The sequence below is a fragment of the Streptomyces sp. RLA012 genome (assembly GCF_056270325.1).
Genome location: NZ_JBWDPA010000002.1, coordinates 10,897,331 through 10,922,805, shown reverse-complemented (window position 1 = coordinate 10,922,805; position 25,475 = coordinate 10,897,331). Strand labels below are relative to the sequence as shown.

General features: G+C 71.2%; 23 protein-coding genes and 1 pseudogene. 13 read left to right on the top strand and 11 right to left on the bottom strand.

Annotated features, from left to right (window positions below; all coding sequences use genetic code 11):
- Window positions 1-6 precede the first annotated feature (6 nt).
- From RV986_RS49805 to ssuE, 8 genes are all read left to right on the top strand, one after another.
- The gene (locus RV986_RS49805) at window positions 7-1,035 is read left to right on the top strand and encodes an ABC transporter permease (protein WP_475923714.1); all 1,029 of its coding nucleotides are present in this window, start codon (window positions 7-9) and stop codon (window positions 1,033-1,035) included.
- A gap of 3 nt (window positions 1,036-1,038) precedes the next feature.
- Entirely contained in the window at window positions 1,039-1,944 is a 906-nt protein-coding gene (locus tag RV986_RS49800; RefSeq protein ID WP_475923713.1) for an ABC transporter permease, read from the top strand.
- Window positions 1,944-2,924, top strand: coding sequence for an ABC transporter ATP-binding protein (locus tag RV986_RS49795; protein ID WP_475923712.1), 981 nt, complete (start codon window positions 1,944-1,946; stop codon window positions 2,922-2,924). The genes RV986_RS49800 and RV986_RS49795 overlap by 1 nt, the downstream gene beginning before the upstream one ends.
- Before the next feature lie 62 nt (window positions 2,925-2,986).
- Window positions 2,987-3,841, top strand: coding sequence for an ABC transporter ATP-binding protein (locus RV986_RS49790; RefSeq protein ID WP_475924696.1), 855 nt, complete (start codon window positions 2,987-2,989; stop codon window positions 3,839-3,841).
- A 37-nt stretch (window positions 3,842-3,878) separates the two neighbouring features.
- Window positions 3,879-5,219 carry an LLM class flavin-dependent oxidoreductase gene (locus RV986_RS49785; RefSeq protein ID WP_475923711.1) on the top strand — a complete coding sequence of 447 codons (1,341 nt, stop codon included), beginning with the start codon at window positions 3,879-3,881 and terminating at the stop codon, window positions 5,217-5,219.
- Between the two features lie 9 nt (window positions 5,220-5,228).
- Window positions 5,229-6,221: an FAD-dependent monooxygenase gene (locus tag RV986_RS49780; protein ID WP_475923710.1), complete on the top strand. Its 993-nt coding sequence runs from the start codon at window positions 5,229-5,231 to the stop codon at window positions 6,219-6,221.
- A gap of 135 nt (window positions 6,222-6,356) precedes the next feature.
- Window positions 6,357-7,157 carry an alpha/beta hydrolase gene (locus tag RV986_RS49775; RefSeq protein WP_475923709.1) on the top strand — a complete coding sequence of 267 codons (801 nt, stop codon included), beginning with the start codon at window positions 6,357-6,359 and terminating at the stop codon, window positions 7,155-7,157.
- 76 nt (window positions 7,158-7,233) lie between these two features.
- Entirely contained in the window at window positions 7,234-7,791 is a 558-nt protein-coding gene (ssuE, locus tag RV986_RS49770; RefSeq protein WP_475923708.1) for an NADPH-dependent FMN reductase, read from the top strand.
- A gap of 11 nt (window positions 7,792-7,802) precedes the next feature.
- Here ssuE and RV986_RS49765 read toward each other — a convergent pair whose 3' ends face one another.
- Window positions 7,803-8,621, bottom strand: coding sequence for an ABC transporter ATP-binding protein (locus RV986_RS49765; protein WP_475923707.1), 819 nt, complete (start codon window positions 8,619-8,621; stop codon window positions 7,803-7,805).
- A gap of 3 nt (window positions 8,622-8,624) precedes the next feature.
- Between RV986_RS49765 and RV986_RS49760 the strand changes: the two genes are divergently transcribed.
- Entirely contained in the window at window positions 8,625-9,365 is a 741-nt protein-coding gene (locus RV986_RS49760) for a MurR/RpiR family transcriptional regulator (protein WP_475923706.1), read from the top strand.
- Between the two features lie 349 nt (window positions 9,366-9,714).
- On the opposite strand, the gene RV986_RS49755 is transcribed toward RV986_RS49760, so the two are convergent.
- Both RV986_RS49755 and RV986_RS49750 read right to left on the bottom strand, forming a co-directional pair.
- Window positions 9,715-10,380 (bottom strand): nitroreductase, encoded by a 666-nt coding sequence (locus tag RV986_RS49755; protein WP_475923705.1) that lies wholly within the window; start codon window positions 10,378-10,380, stop codon window positions 9,715-9,717.
- A gap of 234 nt (window positions 10,381-10,614) precedes the next feature.
- The gene (locus RV986_RS49750) at window positions 10,615-12,018 is read right to left on the bottom strand and encodes an FAD-binding oxidoreductase (protein WP_475923704.1); all 1,404 of its coding nucleotides are present in this window, start codon (window positions 12,016-12,018) and stop codon (window positions 10,615-10,617) included.
- Between the two features lie 95 nt (window positions 12,019-12,113).
- Here RV986_RS49750 and RV986_RS49745 point away from each other — a divergent pair, with 95 nt between their 5' ends.
- Together RV986_RS49745 and RV986_RS49740 are read left to right on the top strand one after the other, a co-directional pair.
- Window positions 12,114-12,776, top strand: coding sequence for a TetR/AcrR family transcriptional regulator (locus RV986_RS49745; protein ID WP_475923703.1), 663 nt, complete (start codon window positions 12,114-12,116; stop codon window positions 12,774-12,776).
- A gap of 268 nt (window positions 12,777-13,044) precedes the next feature.
- The gene (locus tag RV986_RS49740) at window positions 13,045-13,710 is read left to right on the top strand and encodes a helix-turn-helix domain-containing protein (RefSeq protein ID WP_475923702.1); all 666 of its coding nucleotides are present in this window, start codon (window positions 13,045-13,047) and stop codon (window positions 13,708-13,710) included.
- 109 nt (window positions 13,711-13,819) lie between these two features.
- On the opposite strand, the gene dhaK is transcribed toward RV986_RS49740, so the two are convergent.
- From dhaK to RV986_RS49710, 6 genes and pseudogenes are all read right to left on the bottom strand, one after another.
- Window positions 13,820-14,815: a dihydroxyacetone kinase subunit DhaK gene (dhaK, locus tag RV986_RS49735; RefSeq protein WP_475923701.1), complete on the bottom strand. Its 996-nt coding sequence runs from the start codon at window positions 14,813-14,815 to the stop codon at window positions 13,820-13,822.
- Between the two features lie 71 nt (window positions 14,816-14,886).
- Window positions 14,887-15,543: a dihydroxyacetone kinase subunit DhaL gene (dhaL, locus tag RV986_RS49730; protein WP_475923700.1), complete on the bottom strand. Its 657-nt coding sequence runs from the start codon at window positions 15,541-15,543 to the stop codon at window positions 14,887-14,889.
- Window positions 15,544-15,565: 22 nt separating this feature from the next.
- A complete protein-coding gene (locus RV986_RS49725) occupies window positions 15,566-16,429 on the bottom strand; it encodes an HAD-IA family hydrolase (RefSeq protein WP_475923699.1) in 864 nt (287 codons plus the stop codon).
- A gap of 4 nt (window positions 16,430-16,433) precedes the next feature.
- A pseudogene (locus RV986_RS49720) lies at window positions 16,434-17,335 on the bottom strand (class II fructose-bisphosphate aldolase).
- Window positions 17,336-17,569: 234 nt separating this feature from the next.
- Complete coding sequence (locus RV986_RS49715; protein ID WP_475923698.1) at window positions 17,570-18,043, bottom strand: N-acetyltransferase family protein; 474 nt, start codon at window positions 18,041-18,043, stop codon at window positions 17,570-17,572.
- Between the two features lie 104 nt (window positions 18,044-18,147).
- Window positions 18,148-20,139: a protein kinase domain-containing protein gene (locus RV986_RS49710; RefSeq protein WP_475923697.1), complete on the bottom strand. Its 1,992-nt coding sequence runs from the start codon at window positions 20,137-20,139 to the stop codon at window positions 18,148-18,150.
- 977 nt (window positions 20,140-21,116) lie between these two features.
- On the opposite strand from RV986_RS49710, the gene RV986_RS49705 reads away from it, so the two are divergent.
- Both RV986_RS49705 and RV986_RS49700 read left to right on the top strand, forming a co-directional pair.
- Window positions 21,117-21,920: an SDR family NAD(P)-dependent oxidoreductase gene (locus tag RV986_RS49705; protein ID WP_475923696.1), complete on the top strand. Its 804-nt coding sequence runs from the start codon at window positions 21,117-21,119 to the stop codon at window positions 21,918-21,920.
- A gap of 17 nt (window positions 21,921-21,937) precedes the next feature.
- Window positions 21,938-22,687 carry an SDR family NAD(P)-dependent oxidoreductase gene (locus tag RV986_RS49700; protein WP_475923695.1) on the top strand — a complete coding sequence of 250 codons (750 nt, stop codon included), beginning with the start codon at window positions 21,938-21,940 and terminating at the stop codon, window positions 22,685-22,687.
- Between the two features lie 17 nt (window positions 22,688-22,704).
- Here RV986_RS49700 and RV986_RS49695 read toward each other — a convergent pair whose 3' ends face one another.
- On the bottom strand, window positions 22,705-23,781 hold the full coding sequence (locus RV986_RS49695; protein ID WP_475923694.1) for an MBL fold metallo-hydrolase: 1,077 nt from the start codon (window positions 23,779-23,781) through the stop codon (window positions 22,705-22,707).
- Window positions 23,778-25,364, bottom strand: coding sequence for a class I adenylate-forming enzyme family protein (locus tag RV986_RS49690; protein ID WP_475923693.1), 1,587 nt, complete (start codon window positions 25,362-25,364; stop codon window positions 23,778-23,780). The genes RV986_RS49695 and RV986_RS49690 overlap by 4 nt, the downstream gene beginning before the upstream one ends.
- Between the last annotated feature and the right edge of the window lie 111 nt (window positions 25,365-25,475).

The following is a 25,475-nucleotide window of genomic DNA, read 5'->3' as shown; positions in this document are numbered from 1 at the left end:
GCAGCCATGACGACGACGGAGGCACCGGCCACACCCGACGTCCGTCACGAGGTCGCCACGACCAGGACGCGGCACGCACTGAGCCGCGTCCTGGTCACCCTCGCCCGGTCGATCGCGATCTTCGTGCCCGTCTTCATGGTCGCGACGTTCGTGACGTTCGCGCTGCGGTCACTGAGCGGGCTCAGCCCGGCGCGGATCCAGCTGGGCGAGGAAGCAACTCCCGAAGCCGTCGCCCGAGTCGAGGCACAGTGGGGCCTCGACCGGCCCTTCCTGGTCCAGTACGGGGACTGGTTGGGCGGCGTCCTGCACGGGCAGCTCGGCACCAGCTGGACCAACGGCGCCGACATCTCCACCCTCATCGGCCTCGGCCTGGGTGTGAGCCTGTCGGTGGCGACCTTCGCGCTGCTCATCGGCGTGGTCGCGGGCTTCGCCCTCGGCACGGTCGCGGCGCTGCGACGCACCACGTGGGTGGACCGCGCGATCACGGGCTTCGTCACGGTGATCTCGGTGATGCCGGCCTTCGTCGTCGGCATCGTGCTGGTCGCGGTCTTCGCGGTGGGACTGCAGGTGTTCCCGTCCGCCGGTTACGTCCCGGCGGCGCAGGGGTTCGGCCCCTGGCTCGCCCACATCACACTCCCGGCCGTCGCCCTGAGTTTCGACGTCGTCGCCGACGTCGCCCGCCAACTGCGCAGCAGCCTCATCGCCGCCTACCGCGAGAACTACGTGACGGGCGCCGTGGTGCGGGGGCTGAGTCCGCGCCGGATCTTCTTCGGCCATGTGCTGCGCAACGGCCTCGGCCCGGCGCTCGCCACCCTCGGCCTGAAGTTCCCCACTCTGGTCGGCGCCTCCGTCGTCACCGAATGGATCTTCGGCCTGCAGGGCTTCGGCCGCTTCGCCAACGACTCCGCACAGGCCGGCGACGTACCGGCCGTACAGGGGGTCCTCGTGGTGTCGATCGTCCTGGTCGTCGCCTTCAACCTGATCGTCAACCTGCTGCTGGCACGCGTGACGCCGGCATCCCAACGGGGGGTATGAACCATGGTGCGCCGCGTGCTCGCCCTCACGTCCGGCCGGATCGCCCTGGCCATCCTCGCCGTGATCGCTCTGCTCGCCCTCCTCGGCCCGGTCATCGCTCCCCACAACCCGCTGGCCACCAGTGACAACACCCTCGCCGACGCCTCGGGCGCCCACTGGCTGGGCACGGACTATCTCGGCCGCGACGTGCTGAGCCGGCTGCTCGACGGCTCCCGGGTCAGTGTGCTCGGCTCGCTGGAGGTCGCGCTCACGGCACTGGGCGTCGGTGCGGTCCCCGGCATCCTGTCGGTCTACTTCGGACGGGTCTTCGAGTGGATCACCCTCCGGCTGACCGACACACTGGTCGCCCTGCCCTTCCTGCTGTTCGCCGTCGCCGTGGTCGCGCTGCTCGGCAACGGCATCACCCAGGCGATGCTGGTCACGGGCGTGCTGGTGTCCCCGCTGTTCTACCGCGTGTCCCGCGCCGCCACGCTGGCCGTGGCCCGCTCGCCGTACGTGGAGGCGGCACTCGTCGCCGGTGCCTCCATCGGCTGGGTCGTACGCCGCCACGTCTGGGCCAAGGTGCTCCCGCCGATCGCGGTCGCGCTCGCCCAGACCATCGGCGTCGGCTTCGTCATCGTCTCGACCCTGACCTTCCTCGGGATCGGCGTGCAGCCTCCCGCGCCCACCTGGGGCGGCCTGCTCGCCTCGGACCTCGGCTACCTCAGCCAGCGGCCGTGGGCGCCGCTCGTCCCCGCCCTGCTGATCATGGTCACCGTCTGGGCCTGCAACCTCCTCGCCGACGCGATCCGCGACGTCTCCGGCGAAGCGGGCCGTGCGCTGGTCAACAACCGCAAGGCCCGCGCCAACCGCCTCGCCGACACCGAGGCCCACGCCGACCCCGCTCACGTTCACGCCGGAGGTGCGTGATGACCACTCTCTCCGAGCAACTCCTCAGCGAGACCGAGAAGAACGCGAAGAACGGCAGGACCGAGGCCGAGGAGACCGGCACAACCCAACCCGGCCATCAGGCCGACCCGTCGGCGCCGGTGCTGTCCGTGCGCGATGTACGCATCAGCGACCAGGCCGGCGGCCTTGAGATCGTCCACGGTGTCAGCTTCGCGCTCACTCCCGGCAGAGCCGTCGGCATCGTCGGCGAGTCCGGCAGCGGAAAGACCCTCACCTGCCGTGCCGCGCTGGGCATCCTACCCGCCCACTTCGGGGTCACCGGCGGCTCGATCGAGCTCGACGGCAACGACATCGCGGCCCTGACACCCGCACAGTGGACGGCCCTGCGGGGTACCACGATCAGCGCGGTCTTCCAGGACCCGGCGTCGTACCTCAACCCATCGATCCGCGTGGGCGCGCAGATCGCCGAGGTCATCCGGGTCAAGAAGGGGCTGAAGCGGCGCGCGGCACACCGACGGGCGATCGAACTCCTGCAGGCCGTACACCTGCGGGACCCGGAGCTGGTCTACAGCCAGTACACCTACGAACTCTCCGGCGGCATGCTCCAACGGGTCCTCATCGCGGCGGCGATCGCCGCCGACCCGCGGATCCTCATCGCCGACGAGGCCACCACCGCGCTCGACGTCACCGTCCAGGCCGAGATCCTCGACCTGCTGGCCGATCTGCGCGAGCGGACCGGGCTGGCCCTCGTCCTCGTCTCCCACGACCTGGCCGTCGTCGCCCAGCTGTGCGACGAGGTCCTCGTCATGCGGCAGGGCGAGGTGGTCGAACAGGGACCGACCCACGAGGTGCTCCATCACCCGAAGCACGAGTACACCCGGCTGCTGATCGCCGAGCACGAGCAGTACGGCCTGGAGAAGTTCCTCGCCGTAGAGGCCATAGAAACCGTAGGGGCCATAGAGGCCACAGAGGCCGTGGAGGCCGTGGAGGAGGACGCGTGAGCACCGATCCGCCGCAGGGAGCCGCGGTGCCCGAGGGGGCCGCGGTGCCCGAGGGGGCCGCGGTGCCCGAGGGGGCCGCGGTGCCCGAGGAGCCCGCGGGCCCCGTCCTGGAGGTCACGGACCTCGAAGTGCACTACGGACTGCGCCGGCGCCGCCGCCGTGCCCTGCACGGTGTCTCCCTGAGCGTCGCGCCGGGCGAGACCCTCGGCATCATCGGCGAGACCGGCTCGGGCAAGTCGACGCTCGCGCGGGCCGCGCTCGGCCTGGTGCGCGCCTCGGCGGGGTCGATCGTGATCGGCGGCGAGGAGGTCGGCGCGTACGGCCACCGCCAGTGGCGCGCCCTGCGCCGCCGGGGCGTGATCCAGTACGTCTTCCAGGACCCCCTGCGCAGCCTCGACCCGGATCTGACGATCGAGGCGTCCCTGGCCGAGCCGCTGCTCATCCAGGGCGTGTCACGGCAGGAGGCGGCAGCACGGGTACGCGCGTTCCTCTCCCGGGTCCGGCTCTCCGACGACCTGCTCGACCGGTTGCCCGGTGAGCTCTCGGGCGGCCAGCGCCAGCGCGTCTCGGTGGCCCGGGCCCTGGTCACCGACCCTCGTCTGGTCATCCTCGACGAGCCGGTCAGCGCCCTGGACTCCGCCAACCGCGTCCAGATCCTGCAGATCCTCAAGGAACTCCGCGCCGACGGGGTGGCCCTCGTCTTCATCTCCCACGACCTCGGATCCGTCGCCGGGATCGCCGACCGCATCGCCGTGCTGTACCGGGGCGAGCTGGTCGAGGTCGGCGCTGCCGCCGATGTCATCAGGCAACCCCAGCACGCCTACACGCGCCTGCTCGTCCGTTCCGCGCCGACCCTGCACAGCGCGCCCGCCGACCGGGCCGAACGCGAAGCCCTCCGCGCCCTCCTGCACGTCTGAGAACCCGTCAGCTCCCGTTGACAGAACAGGAACAGCCATGTCCCGCACGATCCACCTCGCACTCCACCCCTACGGCGTGGGCGGCCCCGGCCAGCACGGCCTGTGGAAGGACCCGCGCGTCGCGAAGAACGCCAGCATCGACATCAACTACTACATCCGACAGGCTCAGGCGGCCGAACACGCCCTGTTCGACGCCCTGTTCATCGTCGACAGCCAGTTCATCAACGCCACCTACCCGGCGCACTACCTCAACCGCCTGGAACCGCTGACCCTGTTGTCGGCCGTCGCCACCCACACCCGGCACATCGGCCTGGTGGGCACGGCGAGTTCGACGTACAACTCGCCCTTCAACCTCGCCCGCCGGTTCTCCTCGCTCGACCACATCAGCGGCGGGCGGGCCGGCTGGAACGTGGTGACCAGCTTCGACACCGGCACGTCGAGGAACTTCGGGCTCGACGAGCACCTCGACTACGCCACCCGCTACGGCCGTGCTCTGGAGTTCGTCCAGGTCGCCCGGGGGCTGTGGGACTCCTACGAGGACGACGCCTTCCCCGCCGACGTGGACCGGGGCCTCTTCCTCGACCCTGCCAAGCTGCACGATCTCGACCATGCGGGCGAGCACTTCAAGATCGCGGGTCCGCTGAACCTCTCCCGCTCCCCGCAGGGCCAGCCGGTGATCTTCCAGGCCGGGGTGTCCGAAGAGGGCCGTGATCTCGCCGCGCGGGTCGCCGAGGGCATCTTCGCGCCCGGGGGCACCCTGGAGCAGGCGCGGGACTACTACGCCGACATCAAGAAGCGCACCGCCGCCTACGGCCGCGACCCCGACCACGTCAAGATCCTCATCCACGGCGGCCCGGTCGTCGCCGCCACCGACGAGGCGGCCCGCCGTCGCGAGCGGGAGATCTTCGAGGAGGACGACGACTTCGACCGTAACCTGGCTCTGCTGGGCCGCTCCTTCGGGGCGTACGACTTCAGCGTGCACGACCTGGACGCACCCTTCCCGGATGTCGCCCACCTCGCCGAGAAGGGCGGGCGCACGGGTGCCGCGCAGCTCATCGAGCGGGCCAGGACCGAGAACCTGACCCTGCGTCAAGTGGCTGAATCGGTCAACCAGTTCCGCCAGTCGCCGTTCGTCGGGGACCCGCGGACCGTGGCCGACACCATCCAGCATTGGTTCGACACCGGCGCTTTCGACGGCATCAACCTTGCCTTCCGTACCGAGGACGAACTGAACTACTTCGTCGACGGTGTCGTCCCGATCCTCCAGAAGCGCGGCCTGTTCCGCACCGAGTACACGGCCGACACCCTGCGCGGCAACCTCGGCCTGCCGATCCCGGCCAACCGTCACTCCCGCGAGCGCCAGCTCGTGAACGACTGAGGCGCCGCCATGACCGAACTGTCGGCGACGGGGCACACCCCGCGGGTCGTGGAGCATCTGCGGCGCTGGGGGCTGCTCCAGCGGGTCCGGGACGCATGGACGTACCCGCCGGAGTGGCACCGGGGCACCAGGCTGGTGACCTCGCCGGCCTGGCACGAGCCGGCACCGGTGCCCGCACCCTCGTTCACCGAAAGGGGAGGTGCCGTCGGGCACTCCTCCGACGAGGCGCTGCGCCGCCCGCAGACCGTGTTCCAACGGGTGTTCCTCGACCACCTGACGGAACAGGGCGTGAGCGTGTCCGGCGGTTGGGAGCTGACCGCGGTGCGCGGGGACACGGACGGCGTCGACGCGGAGGTCGTGAACGTCGACTCCGGCCGCTCGCACACCATGCGGGCGGCCTACGTCCTCGGCACCGATGGCGGCAGCAGCACCACGCGCCGGCTGGCCGGCATCGGCCGTGCGGGCGAGCATGCCACCGAGAAGCGGCTGCGCCTCATCGTCCGTACCGGCGACATCTCCGACCGGGTGGGGCCCGCGCCCAGCGCGACCAACATCGTCGTCAACTCCAGGGCGTCCGGGTTCCTGGCCGCCGTCAGCGCCCGTGAGTGGCGGGTGTACGACGGGCCGTACCCGCTCGACCACGAGCCCGGTGAGGACGAACTGCTGGAGGTCGGCCGGGCGGCGTTCGGGTTCGACGCCCCCACCGACGAGGTGCAGCGCGCCCCTGGGCCGACGCCTATCTCGCCGCCTGGGACCAGCCGCACCGCCCGCGCATCGGCATCTCCCGGTGCGTGTTCCCGGCCAAGGACCGGCGTACGGCGCTCCGGGCGGTCGAAGGCGACGTCCACCGGGCGGCGTTGCGGATGGCGGAGCACGGCGCCTTCCCCAAGGGCCTCGCCGCGGACGAGGCACTACGCCGCTTCCACGCGTTCTACGGCCATCCCGACGACATCGTCGCGGCCCTGCGGCAGGAGCAGGTCCCGCCCGTCGCGACCGACCTGATCACCCAGTTCAACCCCGCCGTTCCCGACCACGACGCCGCCGTCCGTGCCCTCGAACTCATCGCGACCGAGGTGGCACCCGCGTTGGGCTGGACGCCCGCGCAGCCGGCCGAGCCCGCATCCGCAGGAGTGTGAGATGACCCAGTACAGCGACCACCACGGCCCCGAAGGCCTCCGTACCCGCGGCACGATCCTCGTGGTTCCCGGCCGCGGCGAGACCCGGTCGACCTACGCCCGCCTCGGCCGGCGGCTCGCCGCCGACGCCTACCGCGTCCGGGTGATCGACGCCCCGGCCCTCGACATCGAAGACCCGGCCGCGTCCCTGACCAACTTCGCCGCCCGACTCGCCGACGCCGTCGAGGGCACCGCGGCCGAAGACGGTGTCGTCCGGCCCGTCGTCCTCCTCGGAGGCGACTCGGGGGCCGCCGCACTCGCCGCGGTGCTCGGCGGGACGGAGACACCGGCCGCCCTGCGGCCGGACGCCCTCGTCCTCGCGGGCCTTCCCGGCCGGACCACCGCGGTCGACGCCGCCGTCGGTACCTCGGCCGACGCCGCCGCAGGTACCTGGGAGCACGAGCTCGACGTCCGCACCTCCTGCCCCGCCCACCGGAACACACTCGCCCAGGACCCCGAGGTGCGGCGCGGCTCGCTCGACGCCGCCGTACCGGATGCCGTACTCGCCGCGGCGTACGACAGCGAAATCACCGTCCCCACCCTGCTCCTGGTCGGTGACGCCGATCCCCTCGCCGACCACGAGGCGCTCGCGCGCACGGCGAAGTCACTGGCCCGGGCCCGTCTCTCGGTCGTCCACGGCGCCCATCACGACGTCCTCAACGACCTCCAGCACCGCTCGGTGGCGGCCGAGGTCGTCACCTTCCTCGAAACGCTGCGCAACGAACTGCGGCCGCTCGTCACCGTGCGGTCGAGCGCTTGGTGATCGCCCCTCACACTCGGGCCGCCACACCGCTGCCGCCCCCTCGACACGCCTGAACTCCGATCCCGGAAGGTCCGTCATGGCCGCCATCCTGTCCGTCTCCGGAAGCCCCTCCCCCACCTCCCGCACCACTCGACTGCTGCGCCACCTCGACGACCGGCTCCGCGACCAGGGCCACGACGTGACCCCGCTGGAGGTGCGCACCCTTCCCGCCCATGCGCTGCTCGGCGCCGACTTCCGGCATCCGGCGATCGCCGCTGCCGCCGCCCTGTTCGAGCAGGCGGACGGGGTGGTGATCGGCACGCCCGTGTACAAGGCCGCCTACTCGGGCCTGCTGAAGTCGCTGCTCGACCTGCTCCCGCAGTACGCGCTGACCGGCAAGACGGTGCTGCCCCTGGCCACCGGTGGCAGCACGGCCCACGTCCTGGCCATCGACTACGCGTTGCGCCCGGTACTGAGTTCCATGGGCGCCTCGCACATCGTGCCCGGCTGGTTCACGCTCGACAAGGACGTCACCCTCGGCGAGGACGGCACACTGACCGTCGCGCCCGCTGCCGCCACGGCGCTGGAGCAGGTCACGGACCACTTCTCCGCCGCGCTGGGAGGCCGTACGACCGTACTCGCGCCCACCGGGTGAACTGCCCGCCGCTACCCGACTGCCGCCCGTGCCGCCGTCGCGTCGTCCGGGTTCCAGCCCTCGCCCGGCACGGCAGCGAGCAACAGCCGGGTGCAGGGGTGGGCCGGCTCGGTGAGCACCCGTCGGATGGGGCCCTGCTCCACGACCCGGCCGTGGCGCATGACCAGCACGTCGTCGGTGATGTGCTGGACCACCGCCAGGTCGTGGCTGACGAAGACCAGGGCGACACCGGTGTCGCGGCGGATCCCGTCGAGCAGTTGGAGGATCTGGGCCTGGATCGACACGTCCAGCGCGGCGACCGCCTCGTCCAGGACCAGTACCCGGGGGTCGACGGCCGGGGCGCGGGCGATCGCGAGCCGCTGCCGCCGGCCGCCCGAGAGCTGCCGGGGCCGCGCCCCGGCCTCGCGCTCGCCGAGCCCCACCCGGTCGAGGAGCTCCCCGGCCAGGTTCTCGTCCCGGCCGTGCAGGCGCAGCGCGGTGCGCAGGCACTGGTGTGCCGTGAGCCGGGGGTCGAGCGAGAGGTAGGGGTCCTGGAAGACGATCTGGATCTCGCGTGCGCGGGCCAGTCGTGCCGCCTTGCGCCGGGGGGTCCGGGTGGCGCGCGGGCGGCCGTCGACCGTGACCGTCCCGGAGTCCGGACGCACCAGCCCGACGAGCATCCGCGCCACGGTCGTCTTGCCGGACCCGGACTCCCCGACGATGCCGAGCGACCCTCCGCGGGCCACCACGAAGGACACGTCCTCGGCCGCGGTGGTCCGTCCGCCGCCGGGCCCCGGCAGTGGACAGGTCTTGCGCAGCTCGTTCACGACGAGCAGACCGCCGTCGGTCATGTCGTGCTCCTCTCGACACCGGCGGGCATTGCCGCGCCGATACGGCGGCACGCTGCCGTCCCGCCGTCCGGCAGCTCCGCCGCCTCCGGGTGCCGGTGGGAAGCCCTGTCCGCGTCCGAGCGTGCGGTCGCGCAGTATCTGGCGAGCGCGCCCGTCGCGCAGCTTCTCTTCGCGGGCGCCCAGGAGCTGGGCACGGCGAGCGGCACGAGCAACGCCACCGTCGTACGCGCCCTCCAGCGCCTCGGCTACGCGGGACTGCCCGCCCTCAAGCACGAGTTGGCTTCCGACTTCACCTCGGAGGTGGCGCCCGAGATCCGGCTCCAGCAGCGCATCGACCATGTCGGCCGCGACCTGGACGGCATCTGGGGCGATGTCGTCGACGAGGCCCACGAACGTATCGAACACACCCGGCGCCTGACCGAACCGGACGCACTGCGCGCCGCCGTCACGGCTCTCGCGGAAGCCGGCGAGATCCACTGCTACGGGATCGCGGCCTCCGAACCGGCCGCGCGGCACCTGGCGTTGGCGCTGGGCCGCATCGGCCTCCGGGCTCGTTTCGTGGGGGCGACCGGCTTCGCACTCGCCGACCCTCTGCTCGCCCTGCGCCAGGGCGACGCCGTCGTGAGGTCACCGATGAACTCGGCGAGCGGTTCGGTACCCGCGTCGACGCCGTCCTCACGGCGCCGCACACCCCCACGGGCATCACCTCGAAGGCCCTCACCGCCCATGTTCCGCACACACTGAGTGAGTGACCGGGCCGCCGGAGACGTTCAGGGGTTTCGTCGTGCCACGCACCGGCCCGGGAGGTTGGCCAGGGGCTCGCCTTGGAGCAGTCCGATGGCTGCGGACAACTGGTCCGTCGCGATGGCCGGCGCCGACGAACGCTTCGGCAGGAGCGGCTCAAGTGCCTGTTCTGCTGCGCCGGTTCGGCGACGCCCTCGACGACCTTGCCGGCCTGTCCGCGTCCGACCGCCACGACGAGTCGCCGGCGGCACCGCGCATGCAGGTTCGTACGCGTGGCCCGGCCAGTTGGCCCCTACGAGGGGCCGGGTGGCTCATCGGGTCTGTCCGGTGGATCTCGACCGCGCAGCGGTCACACTCCGATGAAGCTCACTGTTTCCGTCATGTCCGCCCGCCCGGTACGCAGCCGTGGCACACCTTCCTTCTCGAATCCCACCGCGACACCGCAGAACAGTACGAGCCCGTCATCGGCTCCGACCATCCGGCTGACAGTCTTGCGATACATCGTCCACATCACCTGGGGGCAGCTGTGCAATCCTTCCGCCCTCAGCAGCAACATGACCGTCTGCACGTACATCCCCATGTCCCCCCACTGTCCTGGCCCCATCGTCCGGTCGAGGTAGCAGAACAGCACGACCGGCGCCCCGAACGCCTCGGAGTTCAAGGCGGCGATCTTCATGGGCCTGTCGCGGTCGTCGCGCTCGATTCCCAGCGCTTTGTACCGCTGGGCGGCCGCGGCGGAAAAACGGTCCAGGTACGGCGAGGCCAGACCGGCCGGGTACATCGGATACTCCCGCTCATCACCCGGGTCACCCGCCAGTGCCCTGGCCGTCGCGCACCTCTTCAGTTCGGCCAAGGGCTCGCCGGTCACGACAAACACATGCCACGGCTGGAGGTTCCCACTCGACGGAGCCCGCGTCGCTGCGGCCAGCACTCGTTCGAGTACCTCTTTGGACACTGGCTCATCGCTGAACGCCCGCACGGCGCGGCGACTGTCCACGGCTTCATACACATCCATGTCTTCTCGTCCTCTCGCTCAACGACAAGCACCTGTCCACCTTCTTCAGCACGCACGGTCTTCGGTGCCGTAGGTGGTCCAGCCGGGATCGCCGTCCCGCGCGAAGCGGACGAGTGCCTCGTGCACCATGTGGAAAGCGTGTCGGGGCACCCCCTCACGAGTTCGGGAATCTCCTGGAGAGCAGTCGGTTCCCTCCGGTCGTTCCGTCCGCTCGGCGCAGTCCATCCGCTCGGATTACTCGGCGGTTGCGGGGGTGATGTTCTTGTTGAAGCGCAGCAGGTTGTCCGGGTCCCACGCGGCCTTGACCGTGCGCAACCGCCGGTGCTTGGCCTCGCTGCCGTGGACCGCGCGCCGCCACGCCTCGCCCAGGTCGTCGGTGAGGTTGGTGTAGCCGCTGGTCAGCGAGTGGGGCCGTACCGCCGCGTCGATGGCCGTGGCCCACTGCTCGTACGGGGTGTCGTGCTCCGGAGCGTCCCACATGCCGACGGCCTCCCACAGCCAGGCGGCGCCCTCGCGGGAGAAGGCCGTGGCGTCCTCGGCGACGTCCTCGGAGATCGCGCCGCCCATGCACCAGAGGTTGATCGTGGCGACGGCCCCGGGGTGTGACGGTGCGGCGGCCGCGTTTCGCAGCAGGGCGTCGACGACATCGGCGGACAGGGCCGGCAGGTAACCGCCGCGCAGGTTCATGCGCTTGCCGTAGGGGGCTACGGCGTCGAGCATGCTGTTCGCCCGCGGCCACGGCATCTTCGTGACCAGGTTGGCCAGCGGCCGGCCGAGCGCGGCGAGCGCCTCGACGGCCTGGTCGGCCGCGTCGGGATTCCCGGTGTGGACGGGGACGAGGACCAGCACCGGCTTGCCGTGCGCCTCCGGCGGCAGCGTCGGCAGTGCGGGTGCCGGGGCGATCGCGGCCAGCAGACCCAGTTCGCGCGGGGCGGTGGCCATGTGGGACGGGAGTTCGCTGAGGATGTCGGCGGCCTGGTCGAAGGGGAAGATCAGCTGTCCGGCGACGACGTCGGGGCCGACCGGGTGCGCGCGGTACTCGAAGGCGGTGACGACGCCGAAGTTGCCGCCCCCGCCGCGCAGCGCCCAGAACAGCTCCGGGTTCTCGGCCTCGTCCGCGCGGACCTTGCGGCCGTCCACGGTGACCATGTCGCAGGCGAGCAGGTTGTCGACGGTGGCGCCGTAGCGGCGCATCAGGTGTCCGATACCGCCGCCGAGGGTCAGTCCGGCGACGCCGGTGGTGCTGACCGTGCCGGCGGGTACGGCGAGGCCGTGCCGGTGGGTGGCGGCATCCAACTCGCCGAGCAGGACGCCCGGTTGGGCCCGTACCACCCGCGTCTCGGGGTCGACGGTGACCTTCTTCATCGCCGAGAGGTCGACGACCAGCGCGCCGCCGGGCATCGCGTACCCGTCCGAACCGTGCCCTCCGCCGCGCACGGCCACCGGGATGCCGTGCGCGGCGGCGTGGCGGAGGACTGCCGCGACGTCGTCCTCGTCGGCGCACTGCGCGATCGACGCGGGGCCTTCGTCGGCGGCACGGCCCTGGTAGACGGCTCGGGCCGCGTCGTACCGGTCGTCGCCGGGTCGCAGTACCGCGCCATGGAAGTCGGTGGGGAAATCGGTGGGGAAGTCGGCCATGGGGGCCTCCTCATGCAAGACAAGGGCTGAATACAGGGCAAGAGCTAACCGGAAAATCAATTTCCGGTTATGTCGGAGGCTGACATCAGAGGCAAATGAGCCCGTCCACACCCCCAGGCGACCGTCCACTTCGCGCCGACGCCCGCGAGAACATCCGGCTGATCCTGCGAACCGCCCGTGAGGTCTTCGCCGACCGCGGCTACGAGGTGTCGATCGAGGAGGTCGCCCGCCGGTCGGGGGTGGGCATGGGCACCATCTACCGGCACTTCCCGAACAAGAGCGCCCTGGTCGAACGCGTCGCGACCGAGGTCATGACGGAGACGTCCGCCGAGATCGAACGCGCCCTGGCGCAGGAGCCGGACCCCTGGGCGGCCTTCACGCGGGTGATGCGGCAGATGGCGCAGGTCCGCAGCAGCCAGATGTTCCCCGTCTCCCGAAGGCGCACCACGGAACCGGGGCCCGAACTCATGGCGGCCCGGGTCACTCTGCTCACGGACTTCGGCGGCCTGGTGACGCGCGCTCAGGACGCCGGGGGCCTGCGCAAGGACGTGAACGTGTTCGATCTCGTGCTGATGCTGAACTCGATCCCGGCCCGGATCCCCGACGACGACACCGCCGGCCCGTCGGCGGATCTCGCGGGCCGCCACCTCGGTGTACTCCTCGACGGCCTGCGCTCCCCGGGCGAGGAGACGCTGCCACCACCGGCCGCCGACCGCCGCGATCTCGATCAGTTCTTCCGGACGCGATTCGGCCTCTGAGTCACCCTCAGCCTGCCCCCAGGGCGATCACGTATCCCGGAGCGCACTGGGCGGGAGCGGCGGCACCTTCGGGAAGAGGTCGGCAGCGTGGGGGTTACTGCTGAGGGGGGGTAGCTGAGGGGGGGTAAGGGCAGGGTCTCTCAGAGACCGCGTGACACACCTACGCTCACGGTATGGACAATCGGCCGAGACAAGCGCCTTTCTGAAGTCTCGTCGTGACAAGATCACGCCCGAGCAGGCCGGTCTGCCCGTCTATGGCACCCGCCGGGTGAGCGGACTGCGCAGGAGCGGGGTCGCCTCGCTCGCCGGCGTGAGAGTCGAGTACTACACGCGGCTGGAGCGCGGCAACCTCAGCGGTGTCTCGGACAGTGTCCTGGACGCGCTCGCCCAGGCCCTGCGGCTCGACGACACGGAACGCACGCATCTGTACGACCTCGCCCGTGCGGCCCACGCGACGCCGGCCCGGACGAGGCGCAGGCCCGCCCAGCCGACCGTACGGCCGAGCGTGCGGCGGATCGTCGAGGGGATCCCCAACGGTCTGGCCGTCGACCCGGCCGGACGCACCCTGTACGTCGCCGACAGCCAGAAGGGCACCGTCTGGGCCGTACAGCAGGCGGCCCCGCGACCGCCTGGCTGGTCGACCCCGCCCTCGCGATCAAGGCGTCCGCGCCCGTGCCGCGTCGATGACTTCAACTTCCTCAGCGACCGCTCCAACCTCGTGTTCGCCGCGCTGAACACACAGAACCAGATCGCGGTGGTGTACCCGAACGGCACCACCAGGACCGTGCTGACCGCCTCGGACGGCCTCGCCTCGCCCACCGCCACCGCGGTGCGCGGGATGCGGCTGTACATCACCGACGGCGGACTCAGCGAGCCCCACGACGCGAAACTGCAGAGCGGAAAGATCAACCTCGGCACGCTGCTCTCACACTGAAAACCCGCACGGCCGGCCGGATCCGAGGGGGCGGGGACACAGCCATGCGTCCCCGCTGCCCGACTCTTCGCGAAGCCTGATTCTCCGAGCGAGGAGTGTCGTCGGCCTCTCAGAACACCCGGATCGGGATCTCGGCGGGGTCGGCGAGCAGATCGGAGATCTCGTCGTCCAGCCGGACGAGTGTGACGGAGACACCTGCCATGTCGAGCGAGGTGCAGTACTCGCCCACGTAGCTGCGGCCGATCTCGATGCCTCGCTCGGTCAGCTGCTTGTGGGCCCGTCCGTACACCAGGTAGAGCTCGCCGATCGGTGTGCCGCCGAGGCCGTTGACCATCAGGGCGACGCGGTCACCGGCGGAGTACGGCAGGTCGTCCACCACCGCGCTGACGAGCTCGCTCACCATCGCGTCCGCCGACCGGAGCTTCTCCCGCTTGCGGCCCGGCTCGCCGTGGATGCCCACACCCATCTCGACCGCGTCCTCGGGCAGGTCGAACAGTGGCGAGCCCTTCGCCGGCGGCGTGCAGGCGGTGAGCGCCATACCCATGGAGCGGGTGACGGAGTTGACCTTCTCTCCGATCCGGTGCACCTCGTCGAGGTCCGCGCCCCGCTCGGCGGCCGCGCCGACGGCCTTCATCACGAAGAAGTTGCCGGCCACCCCGCGCCTGCCGACGGTGTACGTCGAGTCCTGTACGGCCACGTCGTCGTCGATGAAGAGAGTACGTACGGTCACCCCGTCGGCCTGGGACAGTTCCTCGGCCATCTCGAAGGCCATCCGGTCCCCGGTGTAGTTGTTGACCAGCAGCAGAACGCCCTTCGGGGTGGCGACCAGCTTGACCGTCTCGTAGACGGAGTCGGCCGGCGGCGCGGCGAACACGTCGCCGGGACAGGCCGCGTCGAGCATCCCCTTGCCCACGGTCATCACATGCGCCGGCTCATGACCGGACCCGGAGCCCTGCACGATGGAGACCTTGTTCTCCTGCGGGGCGTCGGAGCGCATGATCAGGTTGTACTCGGGGACGTACTTCAGCGTGTCGGGGTTGGCCAGGGCCAGCCCCTCCAGCATCTCCGCAACGTAGTCCTTCGGGTCGTTGACGAACTTCTTCATCCCGTCACTCCTTCGTGGTGCCGGTCCCTGATGCCGGGAGGCGGTCCGGGAGCCAGGGCCGTTGTCCGCCGTCAGTCGCGTGCGTCCCACTCGGCGGCGACGCGCTCCGCCATGACCGCGACCGCCACCGCGCCCGGGTCCGGCGAGCCGATACTGCGCTCACCGGTGTAGCTCTGGCGGCCGCGTCGGGCCTGCATCGAGGTCGTCGCGTCGGCCGCGGTCCGGGCCGTCGCGGCGGCCAGCCGGGCGAGTTCCGCCGCGCCGGCCCCCGGTCCGCCATCGGCCAGCCGCTGCTCCAGCGCGTCGGTCATCGGTATCAACGCGTCCAGCAGCGTCTTGTCGCCGAGGCCGGACCTGCCCCGCGCCTTGATCCCCTCGGCCGCGGCCCGCAGCATGGCCACCGCGTCCGCGGCATCCAGCTCCGGGTGGTCCTTCACGGCCCCGGACGCCCGGAGGAAGGCGGTGCCCCAGAGCGGCCCCGACGTACCGCCGACCCGCTTGGAGATCACCAGGGCGACCTTCTTCAGGAATTCGGCCGGCGAGTCCGACGCGAGGGAGTCCCAGTCGGCGAGCACGATCTCGAAGCCGCGAGCGAGCGAGTACCCGAAGTCCCCGTCACCGGCTACGGCGTCGAGGTCACCGAATGCCTTTTCGTTGTCGACCGCCGTCCGGGCGATGGTCCGGACGACGAAGGCGAGGTCGCCGACGGGTGTCGATGGCGATGACATGACTCTCCTGACTGCCGCGACGTCAGCGCGAACGAGGATCCGGACCGAGTGGCGCGGAGTCGAGCGGACCGGTTGCGGACGGACCCGATGCGGTGGAGCCCGCGTCGGTGCCGGCGGTGAGCAGGGCTGCCAGGTCCGCGAGCACCACCCACGGCCCCGGGTGGGCGCCGAGCGGATCGCCGAGCACCTGGGTGACGGTCTCCTCCGGCGGCGGATCGCCGAGCGAGGTGACCACCAGACAGGCCCCGGTGAAGTCCTCCTCCTCGGTGTAGGCACTGGGCGTGACGGCGCAGGCCAGCCCGGCGCCGAGCGCGGACAGCATCCCGTTGCGGCTGTCCTCGATCGCGACGACGCGCGCCGGGTCGAGGCCGAGCCGGTGCACGGCGAAGGCGTAGATGTCCGGGGCGGGCTTCTTCCGCTGGACCACGTCGCCGGCGAACACACCGAAGTGAGCGGCCAGTTCGGGACCCATGGCGAGTTCGAGCACGCTGCGGACCGACGCCTCCGCGGAGGTGGAGGCGACCGCGAGCGTCCACCCGGCCCCATGTGCCTCGGCGGCGACCCGCCGTACGCCGGGCCTGGGCGGAATGCCTCCGCCGCGGATGATCCCGGTGTAGATCTCGGTCTTGCGCCGGTGCCAGGCGGCGACCTGCTCGTCGAGGGCGGCCTGGTCGGTGGGCAGCCCGGCGGCGGCGACGAAGTCGGGGGTCAGCAGGGTCCGCATCCGCTCCTTGCCGCCGCCGACCTTCACCTTCTCCGCGTACTCCTCGTCACTCCACCGCACGGGCAGACCGAATTCCTCGAACGTCTCGTTGAACGCGGGCAGGTGTCCGTCGCGTTCGGTGTCGGCGAGGACGCCGTCGCAGTCGAAGATGAGCGCGGGCATGGTCTCAGCCCGCCCGCCCGGCGCTGCCGAAGAGCCTCATCAGGGAACCGGCCAACTCGATGACGTCCTGGCGGACGGCCCGGAAGAGGGAGGGCGGATCCCACTTCTGCCGCTCCGCCGCCGTTTCGAGGAAGGCCAGATTCGACTTCATGAACGTCTCCTTGAGGGCGGTCGAGATGTTGACCTTCGCGCACCCCCGGGAGATCAGATCGCGGAACTGCTCGTCGGACAGTCCGCTGCCGCCGTGCAGGGCGATCGGTACCGGACAGGCCGCCACGAGGTCGGACACACGCTGGGCATCGAGCACCGGCGCCTGCTTGTACGACCCGTGGGCGTTCCCGATCGCCGGTGCGAAGACGTCGACCTGTGTGGTCCGCAGGAACTCCAGCGCGACCGCGAGGTCCTGCCGCTCGGCGGCGGTGTCGCTGCCGATGCCGTCCTCCACACCGGTGATCGACTCGATCTCGCCCTCGACCGCGGCCCCGTACGCACGAGCCTCCGCGACCACCTCGACGGTCTGCCGCATGTTCTCCTCGACCGGCAGCCCGGAGGCGTCGAAGAGCACCGAGTTCCACCCCGCCGCAGGCACTCGGTGATGACCTCGCGTTCCGGACAGTGATCCAGGTGCAGGGCGACAGGCACCTCGATGCCGGCGGTCATCGCCGTCCACATGGCGTAGAGCACGTCGCTGCCGATGGACTTGACCGTCTTCACGGAGGTCTGAACGATCAGCGGCGAGGCGTTCTCCACCGCGGCCGCCAGCACGGCCTCCAGCGTGAGGTCGTTGAACACGTTGATGGCCGGTACGGCGTAGCGCTCGTTGAAAGGCCCGGAGAGAATCTCGGTCAACGGTGTCACACCCACGGCGCCTCCACGTTTCCGCCCCGCCCCGCCCCGCCCCTCCATTCCACGCCCGCGCATCGCACCCCGCCACTTGTGGCCTGGATTCGGGCGACCCCAGCGGCCCGTCGCCCGTCGGTCCACGAGCGGGACCCGATGACCGACATGCCGTGCAGCACGGCGCCGAAGATCGGGACACCGCCCGGACCCGTCCTCGAAGGCGGTCACACCCGAGGGACTTCGGGCGTCGCGCACTGACGGCTTCGGGAGCGACCGGCCGTGACGGATGTGGCCGGCCGGTCAGGTCCGGGATGCGTCGAGCGGCAGACCTCGGTGGAAGACGGCCATGGCCCGACCGGGGCCGTTGTAGTCGTCGATGACCTCCGCGTCGAAGCCGAGGCTGCGGTGGAAGGCGATCGAGCCGGTGTTCCCGATGGACGTGATCGCCTTCAGCTGCCGTGCGCCATGGCGTTGCGCGGCCTCGGCGAACGCCATGTACAGACGACGCCCGAGACCGGTGCCACGAGCGTCGTCCCGCGTGGCGATCAGATGCACGTACCCGGTGTTGTCCGGGGTGACGAACCCGAAGACGTATCCACGGATCCCGTCCTCGGCTCGGGCCACCAGGCAGGTCGAGTCGAACTCCTGCACCAGTGCCAGAAGGTGCAGCGACCGAAGGTCACGTTCACCCCAGTACCGGGGATGGTCGGCCAGGACTTGATGGAAGTCGGCCGTCCCGGCCGGCACGATCTGTATGCCCATGGTGACGATCATGGCAGGCACCTCGGCCGTTGCAGCCGGGACGGCAGGACTTCGACACGTTGTGACGCGCTACGAAAGGCTCCCGGACCGTCTCAGCAGCCGAACCTGACGGTGCATCAAGACCATTTCCACACCTGGTTGGTGCTGCCCGCGCAGCCGAAGCCCTGGACCACCTGACCGTCCTTCCCGGATTCGGAGGCCTCCGCGTCCAGGCAGAAGCCGTCCGGGACGCTGACCAGCGTCCGGCCGCCGGACGGACCGGAGTCGCCGAGCCGCCACCGCTGGGCGCTGAGTCCGTTGCAGGTCCTGGCCCGGATCTTCTGGCCGTTCCGGCCGATGGTGCCGGGGTCGGCGTCGAGGCAGAGATTGCTGCCCTGATTGACGACGAAGTACTGGGAGGCCTGACCGGGCACGCGATACATGGCCCACTTCTGGACAGCTGTGCCCTTGCACGTCCATACCTGGATCTCTTTGCCGCTCCCGTCCGTGGCACCGGTACGGGCGTCGAGACATCTGGCGACCGAGACGGCATTGACGCTCTCGGTCACGGTCACCGAACCGGTACGGACCGGCCCGCGCGCCGTGCCGTAGAGCAGTGTCTTGGTCCGATCGTCGACCCTCCCGTTCACGGTGGTCCCGGCCGCCGCCTGGAACGCCTTCACCGCGGTGACCGTCTCCGCCTCGAACTGCCCGTCGACCGTGACGTGCAGTCCGTAGCCGAGGAGGAGGAGTTGCAGGGCCTTGACGCAGTCGCCGTGGGATCCCGAGATGATCTCGGCGGCGCACTGGACCGACTGGATGTCCAGCGCCGGGGGATCCCTCGTGACATCCGGGCTCGGCGACTTCTGCGGCACCTGCGTCCGGTCCGACTTCGACGGTGTGACCGGTGGTGCGCTCTTCGAGCTCTCGGGCGCCGAGGTCCGGTCTCCCGTCACGGCCGGGGTCCTCCCCGGCCCGGGAGCGGCGGACGTCGGGGCGTCGTCCTGCTGCAGCAGCGCCACGGTGACGCCCGCGGCAACCAGGACGGCCGCCGCAGCGGCGCCCACCAGCAGCTTTCTGCGCTTCCCGGGGGCTGCCGGGGCGCCGCCGGGGCCCGCGGATGCGGCAGCAGGCTCCGACGGCCCCGCGACGGGAAGGGCGGCCTCGGGCCGCTTGCCGTGGGTGGGTCTGCGCTGGGGGGCGGCTTGTGACGGGTTCCCGGCGGGCGCCGACAGCTGGTGCCCGATGGCGGTCCTGAACACCGTCTCCGGTGACGGACGATTCTCGGGTTCCTTGTCCAGACAGGTGCGGATGAACGCGGCCAGTTGCGCGTCGACGGCCGCCACCTTGTCGAGGACGTCCTCCCGAGGTGGATCGAAGGCCACCCGGTGCAGGACGTCGACACCCGTACCCTCGCCGAACGGCGCGTTTCCCGCGACCGCGTAGGTGAGGGTGGAGGCCAGCGAGAAGACGTCGGAGGCGGCGGTCACCTCGCGGCCTCTGGTCTGTTCCGGGGACATGTAGGCGGGGGTCCCCACGTTCTGGCCCGTGGCGGTGATCGTGGTGCTGTCGGTGGCCTGGACGACACCGAAGTCGATGACACGGGCACCGTCGGCGCCGAGGATCACGTTGGACGGCTTGAGGTCGCGATGAACGATCCCGGCGCGCCATATGGCCTCGATCGCACGTCCCACGTCGGCCAGCAGCCGCCAGGCCGCCGCCGCGTCGATCGGTCCACGCCGGGTGACGACCTCCTCCAGCGTGGGCCCGGGTATGTACTCGGTGGCGACCCAGACCAGGTCCTCGTCGCAGCCGCTGCCCATCAGTCGCACGATGTGCGCCCCCTGGACGCGGTCCAACGCGCCGACCTCCCGCTCGAAACGCTTCCTGAACAGCGGGTCTTCCGCGTATTCGGGACGGATCACCTTGACGGCGGCCAGCCCTGCCCCGCCGGTGGTGTTCCGGCCCAGATAGACCTTGCCCATGCCGCCGCTGCCGAGGAGTGACACCAGCTCGTACGGGCCCGCCCGCCTCGGATCGTTCTTCCGCAGCGGAACCACAGGGGGCGGTTCCATGCCGACGGCCGCGTAGGCCATCGTCTCGAACCGGCTGCGGTGCTGGACTGGCATGGGAATCCTGGTCTCTCGCGTGGCACGTGTGACCGTGAGATTAGCGCAGCACACCTGTACGACTGGCCAGTTGGCCGGGTTCTGCTGCCGGGAGTTTTCCCTCAACTTCGGCTTCCACCGTGCGCGATCCCGTCGCGACCGCCGCCCAAGGACCGCCCGCCCGATCACGCGACGCATGACGGCCGCGGGGATTGCCGGATTCTGGATGGCGTCCTTGGCGGTGTGTTCGTCGAGAAGCAAGGGCACCAGGGTCGCCGCCGACAGGGCCGGGCGTCGGCCGGTCGGCCGACGGACATCATGCTCGGCGTCGCCGGCCGGCCCGACAGCGGATTCGGGTGACACCCACAGATCGGCGGCGGCGCGCCCTCATACAGAGGCGTGCCCACATACAAAGGTGTCGGCATCGCGGCTGAACCGCTCCACCAGGGCGCCGGTGAACGCGGGGACGTCGAGCGCACGGTGTGCCGACGACCGACCAGCAAGGACGCACCCGCTCCTGCGCACTTCGTCCACCCCGCACGGTCGTGACAGGACGCGGCTGTCCACCGCCACGCCGCGCGCTGAACCGCTCCACCAGGGCGCCGGTGAACGCGGGGACGTCGAGCGCACGGTGTGCCGACGACCGACCAGCAAGGACGCACCCGCTCCTGCGCACTTCGTCCACCCCGCACGGTCGTGACAGGACGCGGCTGTCCACCGCCACGCCGCGCCTCGCCGGAGGGCCGACGCTTCAGCGGAGCCGAACGTCCCACCCCGCCCCCGGATCGGCGGGGCGCACCGCCCGGCCCTCCGGACAGGCGCTACCACGGCACCCACCACCAGCAACCCGAATACACCGGGCCCGGATCCTCACGAGCAAAGAACGCGATGAGGGGCCGGGCCGCAGCCTTGTCGCCCGCCGGGCGGGAGCCTAGACTCCCTATCGAACTGAAGTTGGTTCAGTCTACGTGTCAAGGGCACGGACAGGAGCAGACGGCATGCTGGGTTCCCTCGGCGGCAAGACCGCCCTCATCACCGGCGCGGGCCAGGGCATAGGACGGGCGATCGCCGTGGAGATGGCCCGCCAGGAGGCCTCGGCGGTGATCGTCGCCGACCGGAACGAGAAGACCGTCGCCGAAACGGCCGAACTCGTGCGCGCCGCCGGGGCGAAGAGCGAGCCCATCGTCTGTGATCTGCGTGTCCGTGACGACATCGAGGCGATGGTGACGCGTGCGGCGGAGCGGTTCGACGGGCTCGACGTGCTGGTCAACAATGCCGGGGTGATCGAGACCGCGCTCACCGCGGAACACGACCGCGGCGTCGACGCGCTCTCCGAGGAGGTCTGGGACGCGGTCTACGAGGTCAATCTCAAGGCCGTGTGGCTGACGACCAAGTTCGCGGCGCCGTTCCTGCGCCGCTCCCCCCGCAACCCCGCCATCGTCAACACCGCCTCCGTCTCCGGCCTCGTCGGTTTCCCCAACTCCCCCGCCTACGGGGTCACCAAGGCGGGGGTCATCCATCTGACCAAGGTCACCGCCGTCGACCTCGCTCCGGTGCGCTGCAACTGCTTCTGCCCCGGCGTCATCGACACCCCGCTGGCCCAGGACTTCCTCGCCGCGGCCGAGGACCCTGACGCGATGGAACGGGAGCTGGTCGCCCCCCAGTTGGTGGAACGGCTGGGCCGGCCGGAGGAGGTGGCGCAGCTCGCGTGCTTCCTGGCCTCGGACAGTGCGGCGTTCATCACGGGCGCCGCCTATGTGATCGACGGCGGCGCGCTGGCCTGGCGCGGGGTCAAGGGCTGAGGGCGGGGGAGAACGTGATGGAGTCGAGGCTGGCCGGGAAGGTGGCGCTGGTGACGGGCGCCACCGGAGGCATCGGGGACGCGGTCGTACGACGGCTCGCGGCCGAGGGCGCGGCGGTCGTGGTGACCGACGTCGACGCGGAGCGCTGCGAGAAGCTCGCCTGGGAGGTCGGGGGCGGGGCCCTGGGGCTGGCCCTGGACGTCGGCGACGAGTCGGCCTGGCGGGAGGTCGTCGACCGGGTGACCGCCGCGCTGGGCGGTCTGTCCGTGCTGGTCAACAACGCCGGCATCGCCGCGATGGGCACCGTCGAGACGGAGACCCGGGAGACATGGGACCAGGTTCTCGCGGTCACCCAGACCGGCGTCTGGCTCGGTATGAAGTACGGCGGTGCGGCCATCGAACGCTCCGGCGGCGGCTCGGTCGTCAACGTCGCGTCCATCTTCGGCACGGTGGGCGGCTTCGGCGCCCAGTTCTCGTACCACGCGGCCAAGGGCGCCGTCCGTCTGATGACGAAGAACGCCGCGCTGCACTGGGCGCAGCGCGGCGTGCGCGTCAACTCGCTGCACCCCGGCTTCATCGAGACGCCCCGCTCCCGCGAACTGTGGCGCGGCACACCCCGGTTGACCGCGATGCTCGACGGCACCCCGATGGGCCGGCTCGGTACGCCCGACGAGGTGGCGGCGGCCGTGGCGTTCCTCGCCTCCGACGACGCGAGCTTCATGACGGGCTCGGAGCTGTACGTCGACGGAGGCTGGACGGCACGCTGAGCCGCGGGAGGCGGCCGCTACCGGGCCGCAACCCCGCTGGGCGCGGTAGCGGTGCTGGTGTACCAGTCGACGCCGTCCCGGTGCGCGCACCTGACCGGGCCGCGGGCCACCAGCACGTCCAGGTGGGCCGCGGTCTCGTTGACCGCGAGCATCTGGTTGAAGGCGTTCAGGTCGGCGAACGGCACCTTGCGCCGGGTCCAGCCCAACTCCCCGGCCACCGCGCAGGCGTGCAGCGTACGGTCGCCGAGGATCTCCATCGTCTGGGCGAGCCGGTCGTCGTGGTGGGCCAGCAGCTCGCCGACGCGGGTGTGGACGCTGTCGCCGACCGGACCGTGCGCGGGCAGCAGCCGGGCGTCGTCGAGGGTGGTCAGCAGGCGCAGCGAGTCGAGGTAGTCGCCCAACGGCAGTGCGGTGTCGCCGAGTTCGAAGCCGATGGACGGGGTGATGTGCGGCAGCACGTGGTCCCCGGCGAAGAGCAGCCCGCGTGCTTGGTCGAGGTAGACGACATGCCCGCGGGTGTGGCCCGGGGTCGGAATGACCTGCAACCGCGCGTCCCCGAACCGGAGTTCCTCCGCCGCCAGCCAGCGGTCCGGGGCCTCCCAGACGCTCGGGTCGAAGCCGCCGTGGTCCATCGCTTCGATGCGCTCGGCGAGTTCGTGCGCCCCGGCCCGACGCAGCGTCTCCAGCGAACCGACCGGCCGGTCCGAGCGCAGCTCTCCCAGCAGCTCCAGGCCGCGCCGCTCGCCGGCGCCGAGGTAGACGCGCGAGCCGAGCAGTCTGCGCAGTTCGACGGCCTGGGTGTAGTGGTCGCGGTGGATGTGGGTGACCAGGACATGGGTGATCTCGCCGAGGTCGTGGCCGAGGTCGTCGAGCGCGTCCTCCAGTGCCTTGCGGGACTCGGGGATCGACCACCCCCCGTCGATCAGGACGAGTCCCTCCGTCAGGCCTTCCAGCGCGTAGACGTTGACGGCCCGCAGTCCGTCGTCGGGGAGCGGCAGCGGGACCCGGTGCACGCCGGGGCGTACGGTCTCGGCTCCGGCCTCCGCCCACCGGCCGCGGTCGAAGCGGGAGGTAGGGGTCGTGGGGGTGGTCATGCATCTCCTTGCCGGTGCTGTTCGCCCGCCTCGTGTTCCGAGCGTTCCGGGTGCTCCGAGTGCTCCGAGTGCTCCGAGTGCTCCGAGGACAGACGTGCGTGCAGTTCGTGTGCGAGCCTGCGGGCTCCCGAGCGGTCCAGCTTGCCGACCAGGGTCTGTGGCAACTCGCGTACGGTGAAAGCGAATTCGGGCCACTTGGCCTTGGAGAGACCGGTCTGTGCGAGGTGTGCCGTGATCTCGTCGAGGCCGATGTCGTCCCGGCCGTCCTCGGCCACGACGAGCACGGCCGCGCGTTCGCCGAGCAGCGGGTCCGGTACGGGCGCCACGCAGGCGCGGGCGACTCCGGGGTGGCCGGCGACAGCGCGCTCGATCTCGGTGATGTCGAGGTTGCGGCCCCCGCGGATGATCACGTCCTTCTCGCGGCCCATGATCGTGACCGTGCCGTCGTCATCGGTCGTGATCAGGTCCCCCGTGGGGAAGAAGCCGTCCGGCGTCAGAGTCGGCGGCTCGACCTTGCCGTCGTGGGCGTAGCCGAGGAAGAGGGAGGGGCCGCGGACCTGTGCCCGGCCCGTTCGGCCGGGGCCCAGGACGGTGCCGTCCGCGGCGACCGCGCGCAGTTCGGTGCCCGGGAAGGGGCGGCCGTCGCGGCCCAGCCGGATCTCCTCGGGGTCCTCGGGCCGCGGCGAGGTGTGCCCGAGGCACTCGGACATGCCGAAGACGCGCAGGATCCGGGTGCCGAGGGAGCGTTCGGCGCGGGCGAGGGCGCCGCGGTCCATCGGTCCGCCGCCGACGGTGATCGAGCGGACCCCGTCCAGCACGCGGGATCCGGCCGCCGCCGAGCCCATCTGCAGGGCCATGGTCGGTACACACATGGTCCACCGGACGTCGTGGTCGGCCATGCGCGCGAGGGCCTCCTCGCGGTCCCAGCGGCCGGTCAGGACGAGCGGTCCGCCGAGCGTGAGCGCCATGCAGACGCCGAAGCAGTACGCGGCGGTCGAGGAGAGCGGGACGACGGCGGCCACCGCGTCGCCCTCGTGCAGGCCGTTGATGTCGGCGGTGCGGGCGCAGGCGCAGCGCAGCGCGCTCTCGGACTGCACGACGCCCTTGGGCCGTCCGGTGGAACCGGAGGTGAGACCGATGAGGGCGCCGCCGGACCAGCGGGAGACATCGCGCGGTCCGCGCCCCGCGAGCACCGTCCAGCCGTCGAGGGCCTCGTCCTGGTGTACGCCGGGCAGCGCCTCACGTCCGTGCCACTCCCGCAGCGCGGACGGTTCGGCGATCACGACGTCGGGCCGGATGTCCTCCAGCGCGGCGGTGAACTCCGCATGGGTGGTGTGCCGGTTGACCAGGGCCAGGACACCGCCGGTCATCCCCACCGCGAGGGTCGCCGCGACGGTGCGCCAGGAGTTGTCGGCCTGGAGAAGGACGGTGCCGCCCGGCGTCCCGTCCGGTGTCATGGTGTCGGCGAGTTCGGCCGCACGCCGCAGCAGGTCGCGCGCGGTGTGCCGGCCGAAGTCGTCGACGACGGCCGTGAAGTCGCCCTCCTCGGCCCGCTCCTGGAACTCTCGCACTGTCTGTCGCATCCGCTTCCTCGCCTCGTCGCGCGAAGGATGAACCCACTGCCGCCGGAGCCGCCGCCGTTTCCCGACGGTCCCGGCCGGCCCTCGTACGGCTCCCGTACGAACCCCTGCACA